Here is a 7,113-nt window from a genome sequence, read left to right as displayed (position 1 = left end):
GGATCAACGGCGAGAATTTTGCCGCGATGAAGCGCGAAGGCCTTCTCTTCGGCCCCGGCTGGGCGACGAAGCTGCCGAACTGGCGCTATGTCGATCACGAGACAAAACCGACGGTGCTTAGGGATTTCACCATTCCGACAGAGGGACTGGAAAGCCCCTGGGGCGGCGCCAAGCTCGTGTTCTTCCATGATTCGGCGCGAACGCGGAAAGCCGACCTGCCCGATTCTGCGGCGGGCCTCCGGAAATGGGCGGAGGCCAATCCGGGCCGCTTCTCGTATCCGCAGCCGCCGGACTTCACCGGCACGTCCTTCCTGAAGCAGGTGCTGATCGAGCTCAGCGATGACAAGACAATGCTGCAAAAACCGGTCGACGACGCGACCTTCGCGGCGGATGTCGCGCCCTTGTTCGCCTATCTGGACAAGCTGACGCCACTCCTGTGGCGGCAGGGCAAAGCCTATCCGCAGAACTATCCGGACATGAAGCAGAAGTTCGCCGACGGCGAGCTCGACATCATCTTCGCCTTCAACCCGGCGGAAGCCTCGTCCGCAATCGCCAATGGCGAGCTTCCGGACACGGTGCGCTCCTTCGTCTTTTCCGGCGGCACGCTCGGCAACACGCATTTCCTTGCCATTCCCTATAACGCGACGGCCAAGGCCGGGGCGCTGCTGCTTGCCGATTTCCTGCTTTCGCCCGAAGCCCAACTGCGCAAGCAGGATCCGAAGATCTGGGGTGACCCGACCGTTCTTTCGCTGGCAAAGCTTACGGACGAGGATCGTTCCGCCTTCGAAAATCTGGACCTCGGCATTGCTACGCTGAAGCCCGACGAACTTGGGCCTGCTCTCGACGAACCGCATCCGGACTGGATGACGCGCATCGAGGCCGAATGGATTCGGCGCTATGGAGCGGCCAATTAGAATCAAAGCGCCGCAGGCAGGATCGCGCGCTCCTGGCGCGAACATGCTTCTTGCCCTGCTTTTGGGTCTGCCGATCCTGGCCGGCCTGGCAGGGATCATCCTGCCGGCCTTCGGCTATCTGCCGGCACTCGGCGGCTCGCGGTTCAGCCTTAGCCATTTTGCCGAGCTTGCCGGCCAGCCGCATATCCTGCGCTCCAGCCTCACCGGTCTAGCCGCGGGCCTTGCCACGACTTGTGCCGCCGTCGCGATCGTGGGCACCTTCCTGGCGGGGTTCGCCGGAACGCCGGCCTTCTCCCGCATCCAGCACCTGGTGTCGCCGTTGCTGGCGGTTCCGCATGCGGCCGCCGCCTTTGCGCTGGCCTTCCTCGTCGCGCCGTCGGGCTTTCTCGTTCGCCTGATTTCGCCGGAGCTAACGGGCCTCACACGGCCGCCGCAATGGCTCGTTCCGAATGATCCCCTCGGCCTGTCGATGGTCGCGGGGCTGATCACCAAGGAAGTTCCCTTCCTCTTCCTGGTCGCGCTCGCCGCATTGCCGCAACTCCCGCTTCGCCAAGCGAGACAATTGACAGCGGCGCTCGGCTATGGGCGCCTGAGTGGCTTTATCGTCAGCCTCTGGCCGGCCCTCTACCGTCAGATCCGCCTGGCCGTGTTCGCAGTCCTCGTCTATTCGGTCTCCGTCGTCGACGTCGCCCTCATCCTCGGGCCGCAATTGCCTGCAACACTGCCGGTGCGGATCGCCCAATGGACGGCGGATCACGACCTCGGCGCACGGTTTCTCGCCTCGGCGGCCGCTCTGCTGCAGCTTGCCATCGCCCTTGCGGCGGTGGTGATCTGGCTCCTCATCGAACGGCTTGGTCGCTTCGTCCTTATTCGGCTGACCTCTTCAGGGCGGCGCCTACAGAAGGACGCCGCGCCGCGCCTCATCTCCGCTTTCACGATGGCCGCCTGCGCCGCTTTGATCTTCTTCGGGATCGCAAATCTCTGCCTCTGGTCGGTCGCCGGGCTGTGGCCGTTTCCGGATGCGATGCCGACAACGCTCACGCCGCAGATCTGGCTGCGCACGCTGCCGCAGCTCTGGCCGGCGCTCCAAAGCACGATCGCGCTCGCCCTGACGGCGGCGGCGCTCGCCCTATTTTCCGCCATTCTGCTGCTCTATCGGAATGGCGCGGCAGACCGTGGCGGGAACAGGCCGCGCTACGGATTGCTCTATCTGCCCCTGCTGCTGCCGGAAATCAGCTTCGTTTTCGGTCTGCAGATCCTATTCATCTCGGCCGGCATAAAACCAGCCTTTTGGAGCGTGCTGGCGGTCCATTTCCTGTTCGTCCTGCCTTACGTACTGCTGTCGCTCGCAGCACCCTGGCGGGAACTCGATCGGCGCTTTGAGAGGATCGCTGCCGGGTTCGGCAAGTCCGCGCTGCGAACCCTGCTGACCGTCCGTCTGCCGCTCCTTTTTCGGGCCTGTCTCACCGCCTTTGCCGTCGGTTTCTCCGTGTCGATAAGCCTTTACCTTCCGACGCTGCTGATCGGCGCGGGGCGGTTGACAACGATCGCCACCGAGGCGGTGGCGCTTTCCTCCGGCGGCGACCGGCGGGTGATCGCCGTCTATGCGCTCGTCCAGGGTTCCCTGCCCTTCCTGGCATTTCTCATTGCGTCGCTTGGCCCCCAGTTGCTATTCCGCAACCGGCGGGCAATGAGGACGTGAATGCTAGAAATCGCCAAAACAAGACCCCTGACGCTCTCGGACGTGACGATCCGGCTGGCGGAGCGGAGCCTGCTTGCGGTTTCGGCAACCGTGATGCCGGGCGAGGTGCTGACGATCATGGGGCCTTCCGGTTCCGGAAAATCCGCGTTGCTCGCCTTCGCGGGCGGGTTCCTCGATCCGGCATTCGACGCCGGCGGGCGGTTGCTGATCGGCAAGCAAGACGTGACGGATATTCCCGCCAACCGGCGCCACGCCGGCATCCTGTTCCAGGATCCGCTGCTCTTTCCCCATCTTTCCGTCGGCGCCAACATCGTGTTCGCCATACCCCCCTCGATCAAGGGACATAAGGCGCGGCGCGTACTTGCCGAGCAGTCGCTCGACGAAGTCGGGCTCGGCGGTTTCTTCGACCGCGATCCGGAAACGCTCTCCGGCGGCCAGAAGGCGCGGGTGGCGCTGCAACGGGTGCTGGTCTCGGCGCCGCACTTCCTTCTGCTCGATGAACCCTTTTCGAAGCTCGACGCGTCCCTCAGGCAGCAGATGCGCGAACTGGTTTTTTCCAAGGCGAAGGCGGCGGGGTTGCCCACCATACTCGTCACGCACGATAGCGCCGATGCGGAGGCCGCGGGCGGCAGGGTGATCGAAATCGGCGGGGAGGAGAAGGCATGATGGGCGAGCTTCCGTCCCTGCCCGTCCGCGAGATCCTGCCCGATCTTGCCGAAGCGCTCCGCGCATCGCCATCCGTCGTATTGTCCGCGCCGCCCGGCGCCGGCAAGACGACGCTGGTACCGCTCTTCCTCATCGACCAGCCGTGGTTGAACGGCGGCAAGATCATCCTGCTCGAGCCGCGACGACTGGCGGCACGGGCCGCGGCAGGCCGAATGGCAGAGTTGCTGGGCGAGAAGGTCGGCGAGACGGTCGGCTACCGCATGCGACTCGACAGCCGCATTTCGGCGAAGACCCGCATCGAGGTGGTGACCGAGGGCGTTTTTGCCCGGATGATCCTCGACGATCCCGAGCTCACCGGCGTTTCGGCAGTCCTTTTCGACGAATTCCACGAGCGATCGCTCGACGCCGATTTCGGCCTGGCGCTGGCGCTCGACGTCCAATCGGCGCTGCGCGACGACCTGAGGATTGTCGTCATGTCGGCAACACTCGATGTCGAGCGCGTCGCCGGACTGCTCGGCGATGCGCCGGTTCTTCAGAGCGAAGGGCGGAGCTATCCGGTCGATCTTCGATACGAGAGCAGAGGCACCGATGAAAGCGTCGAGGATGGGGTGGTCCGGACGATCGTCGAGGCACACCGGTCCGAAGACGGCTCGATTCTCGCCTTCCTGCCCGGCCAAGCCGAGATCCGCCGAACGGCAGAACGCCTCGCCGGGCGTTTCGACCAGAATACGATGATCGTGCCGCTCTATGGCAATCTCAGCCAGAAGGAGCAGGACGCGGCAATCCGGCCGCCGCCGAAGGGCACCCGCAAGATCGTGCTGGCGACCTCGATCGCCGAAACGTCGATCACCATCGACGGGGTGCGCATCGTTGTCGACAGCGGCCTGCAACGCCTGCCGGTCTTCGAGGCCTCGACCGGGATCACGCGGCTGGAGACTGTCCGCGTCTCCCGGGCCTCGGCCGATCAGCGTGCCGGACGCGCCGGGCGGACCGAGCCCGGCATCGCCATCCGGCTGTGGCATCCCGGCCAGACGGCGGCGCTTGCTCCCTTCACGCCGCCGCAGATTCTGGCCAGCGATCTTTCCGGCCTGCTGCTCGATCTTGCCCATTGGGGCGTTGCCGACCCCTCGGCGCTTCGCTTCATCGACCCGCCGCCGGAAGCGACGTTGCTTGAGGCCCGCCACCTGCTCGTCGAGCTGGGGGCGCTCGACGCGCAAGGCGCGTTGACCCCGAGAGGGCGCCGGATCCGCGACTTGGCGCTGCCTGTCAGGCTGGCGGCGATGGCGGTTTCGGCGGCAGAAGATGGGACGGCTGCGGAGGCCTGCCTCATCGCCGTGATGCTCACCGAGCAGGGCCTCGGCGGCAACAGCGTCGACATCGAGGATCGGCTGCGCCGCTTCCGGAACGAGCGCGGCGACCGGGCGGAGGCGGCACGCGGGCTTGCCAGACGCATGGCCGCCGACCTTGGCGGGTCAAAGGAAAAGGGCGGGCCTGCCTTGCCGGGACCGCTGCTGATGCACGCCTTCCCGGATCGAATCGCCCTGCAGCGCGGCGGTCGCGGCCGCTTCGTCATGGCGAACGGACGGGGCGCGGAGGTGCCTGAGACCGAGCGGCTGGCGGCAGCAACGATGCTGGTGATCGCCGATTTGACGGGAAGAGCCGGAGCGCAGCGGGTGCTGGCGGCGGCGGAAATCACTAGGGCCGATGTCGAAGCCCATATGCCCGAGGCGATCGTCTCCGAGGAACAGAGCGTCTTCGACCGGGCGAGCCGCCAAGTCAGAGCCCGCCGGGTGACGCGGCTTGGAGCAATCCTCTTCGACGAAACGCCGCTGCCTCGGCCACGCGGCGAGCCGGCCGCCCGGGCGCTCGCCGATGGCATTCGCCAGCTGGGACTGGCTGCCGTGCCCTTTCCGAAGGACGTGGCGCAACTGCGCGACCGCATCGGCTTCCTTCACCGTTCGATCGGTGATCCCTGGCCCGACATGTCGGATGCGGCGCTCGTCGCCCGCCTCGACGACTGGTTCGTTCCTTTTCAAGGGGAAGCCGGCGGCATTGACGGGATCAAGGGCCGCGATCTTGCCGAAGGCCTGATGGCGCTCGTTCCTTACGACCTGCAGCGCAATCTTTCGAGGCTCGCTCCGACGCATTTCGAAGCGCCGACCGGACAGCGGCATCCGATTTATTACGATGGCGACGAGCCGCTGCTTTCCATCCGCGTCCAGGAACTCTTTGGTCTGAAGGCGCATCCGACGATCGGCGACGGGCGGCTGCCGCTGCTGCTCGAACTGATCTCGCCCGGCCACCGGCCGATCCAGACGACGCGCGACCTGCCGGGCTTCTGGGCGGGCTCCTGGAAGGACGTGCGCGCCGACATGCGCGGCCGCTATCCCAAGCATCCCTGGCCGGATGACCCGGCAAATGCCCTGCCGACGACGCGCGCCAAGCCACGCGGCACATAGGCTCAGGACCTGGGGCTGGTTTATCCTTCGCGGATCGCGCTAGACTTCCAAGTACGCATGAGAGGACCGGCAGGCAGCATGGCGACGATGACACTCGACCACAACGAACTGAACAGCAATCGAAGCCTGAGACTGCAGACGCTGGTGCGGCTGCGCTGGCTGGCGGTCGGCGGCCAGTCCGTGGCCGTCATCGTCACGGCGCTGTGGCTGCAGTTCCCGCTGCCGCTCGTTTTCTGCTCGCTGCTGATCGCCAGCCTGGCGCTGCTCAATGTCTTTCTCACCATTCGCTTTCCGCCGACGCATCGCTTGACTGCGGCGGCCGCCTTCGTCCTGCTCGGCCTCGATCTGGCGCAGCTGACGGGACTGCTCTTCATCACCGGAGGGCTCGCCAATCCGTTTGCGCCGCTGCTTTGCGTGCCGGTGATCATCTCGTCCGCCTCGCAGCCGAAGCCGCACAGCATCGTTCTCGCCGTGTTCGCGATAATTGGCGTCAGCGCGCTCGCCTTCTCGCCCTTCCCGCTGCCCTGGTATCCCGGCACGGTCCTGTTGATTCCGCGCGTGCTGACCGCTGGCATCTGGTTCGCGATCGTTTCGATGACGGCCTTCGCTGCCTTCTACACTTATCGTGTGTCGCTCGAGGCAAGCGAGCTTTCGGAGGCGCTGACGGCAACCGAACTCGTGCTCCAGCGCGAGAAGCACCTGTCGCAGCTCGACGGGCTCGCGGCGGCGGCCGCCCATGAACTCGGCACGCCGCTTGCGACGATCACAGTCGTCGCCAAGGAAATGGAGCGAGAGCTTGGCGACGACCCGCGCTTCGGCGAGGACGTCCACCTGCTCCGAAGCCAGAGCGAGCGTTGCCGCGACATCCTGAAACGCCTGACGACGCTTTCCTCCGAAAGCGAGGAACATATGCGGCTCTTGCCGCTTTCCTCGCTGATCGAGGAGGTGATGGCGCCGCATCGCGAATTCGGCATCCAGATCAAGCTTGTGGAGAAAGGCGACCGCGCCACCGAGCCCGTCGGCAATCGCAATGCGGGCATTCTCTACGGTCTCGGCAATCTTCTCGAAAATGCCGTCGACTATGCGCGGGAGGCGGTGACGGTCACGGTCGAGCACACGGCGGAACGCGTCAAGGTGACGATCGAAGACGATGGCGACGGCTTTTCGCCGGACATCCTCGCGCGAATCGGCGAACCTTACGTGACCCGACGGCAGAAGGAAGACAGCGCCGGAGGGCTCGGGCTCGGGCTCTTCATTGCCAAGACGCTGCTCGAGCGGTCCGGCGCCCGGCTCCGTTTTGAAAATAGTCCCGGTGCCCGGGTCAGCGTCGAATGGCCGCGCGCGCTGATGGATACGAAACTGGCGAAATGAT

Annotated in this window: 5 protein-coding genes (1 of these 5 cut by a window edge); all 5 read left to right on the top strand. The window is 65.5% G+C overall.

The window, feature by feature from the left end; all coding sequences use genetic code 11:
* On the top strand, positions 1 to 914 hold the 3' portion of the coding sequence (locus USDA257_RS28940; protein ID WP_014766548.1) for an ABC transporter substrate-binding protein. The gene continues 313 nt to the left of window position 1, outside the view; 914 of the gene's 1,227 nt are visible here — the last part of the coding sequence; the start codon falls outside the window, past its left edge; the stop codon is at positions 912 to 914.
* On the top strand, positions 898 to 2,616 hold the full coding sequence (locus tag USDA257_RS28935; protein ID WP_014766547.1) for an ABC transporter permease: 1,719 nt from the start codon (positions 898 to 900) through the stop codon (positions 2,614 to 2,616). Before USDA257_RS28940 ends, USDA257_RS28935 begins: the two co-directional genes overlap by 17 nt.
* Complete coding sequence (locus USDA257_RS28930) at positions 2,617 to 3,282, top strand: ATP-binding cassette domain-containing protein (RefSeq protein WP_014766546.1); 666 nt, start codon at positions 2,617 to 2,619, stop codon at positions 3,280 to 3,282.
* The gene (hrpB, locus tag USDA257_RS28925) at positions 3,279 to 5,741 is read left to right on the top strand and encodes an ATP-dependent helicase HrpB (protein WP_014766545.1); all 2,463 of its coding nucleotides are present in this window, start codon (positions 3,279 to 3,281) and stop codon (positions 5,739 to 5,741) included. The genes USDA257_RS28930 and hrpB overlap by 4 nt, the downstream gene beginning before the upstream one ends.
* Positions 5,742 to 5,819: 78 nt before the next feature.
* Positions 5,820 to 7,112 carry an ActS/PrrB/RegB family redox-sensitive histidine kinase gene (locus tag USDA257_RS28920; RefSeq protein ID WP_014766544.1) on the top strand — a complete coding sequence of 431 codons (1,293 nt, stop codon included), beginning with the start codon at positions 5,820 to 5,822 and terminating at the stop codon, positions 7,110 to 7,112.
* Position 7,113: the final 1 nt, after the last annotated feature.

This window comes from Sinorhizobium fredii USDA 257 (assembly GCF_000265205.3).
Lineage (GTDB): Bacteria > Pseudomonadota > Alphaproteobacteria > Rhizobiales > Rhizobiaceae > Sinorhizobium > Sinorhizobium fredii_B.
The sequence above is the reverse complement of the archived record's forward strand: the minus strand, read 5'-3'. Positions and strand labels throughout refer to the sequence as shown.

What these genes read in the sequence shown, in the direction of transcription:
- USDA257_RS28930 (WP_014766546.1), top strand. Translation starts at nt 2,617, where the DNA reads ATGCTAGAAATCGCCAAAACAAGACCCCTGACGCTCTCGGACGTGACG.
- USDA257_RS28935 (WP_014766547.1), top strand. Translation starts at nt 898, where the DNA reads ATGGAGCGGCCAATTAGAATCAAAGCGCCGCAGGCAGGATCGCGCGCT.
- USDA257_RS28920 (WP_014766544.1), top strand. Translation starts at nt 5,820, where the DNA reads ATGGCGACGATGACACTCGACCACAACGAACTGAACAGCAATCGAAGC.
- hrpB (WP_014766545.1), top strand. Translation starts at nt 3,279, where the DNA reads ATGATGGGCGAGCTTCCGTCCCTGCCCGTCCGCGAGATCCTGCCCGAT.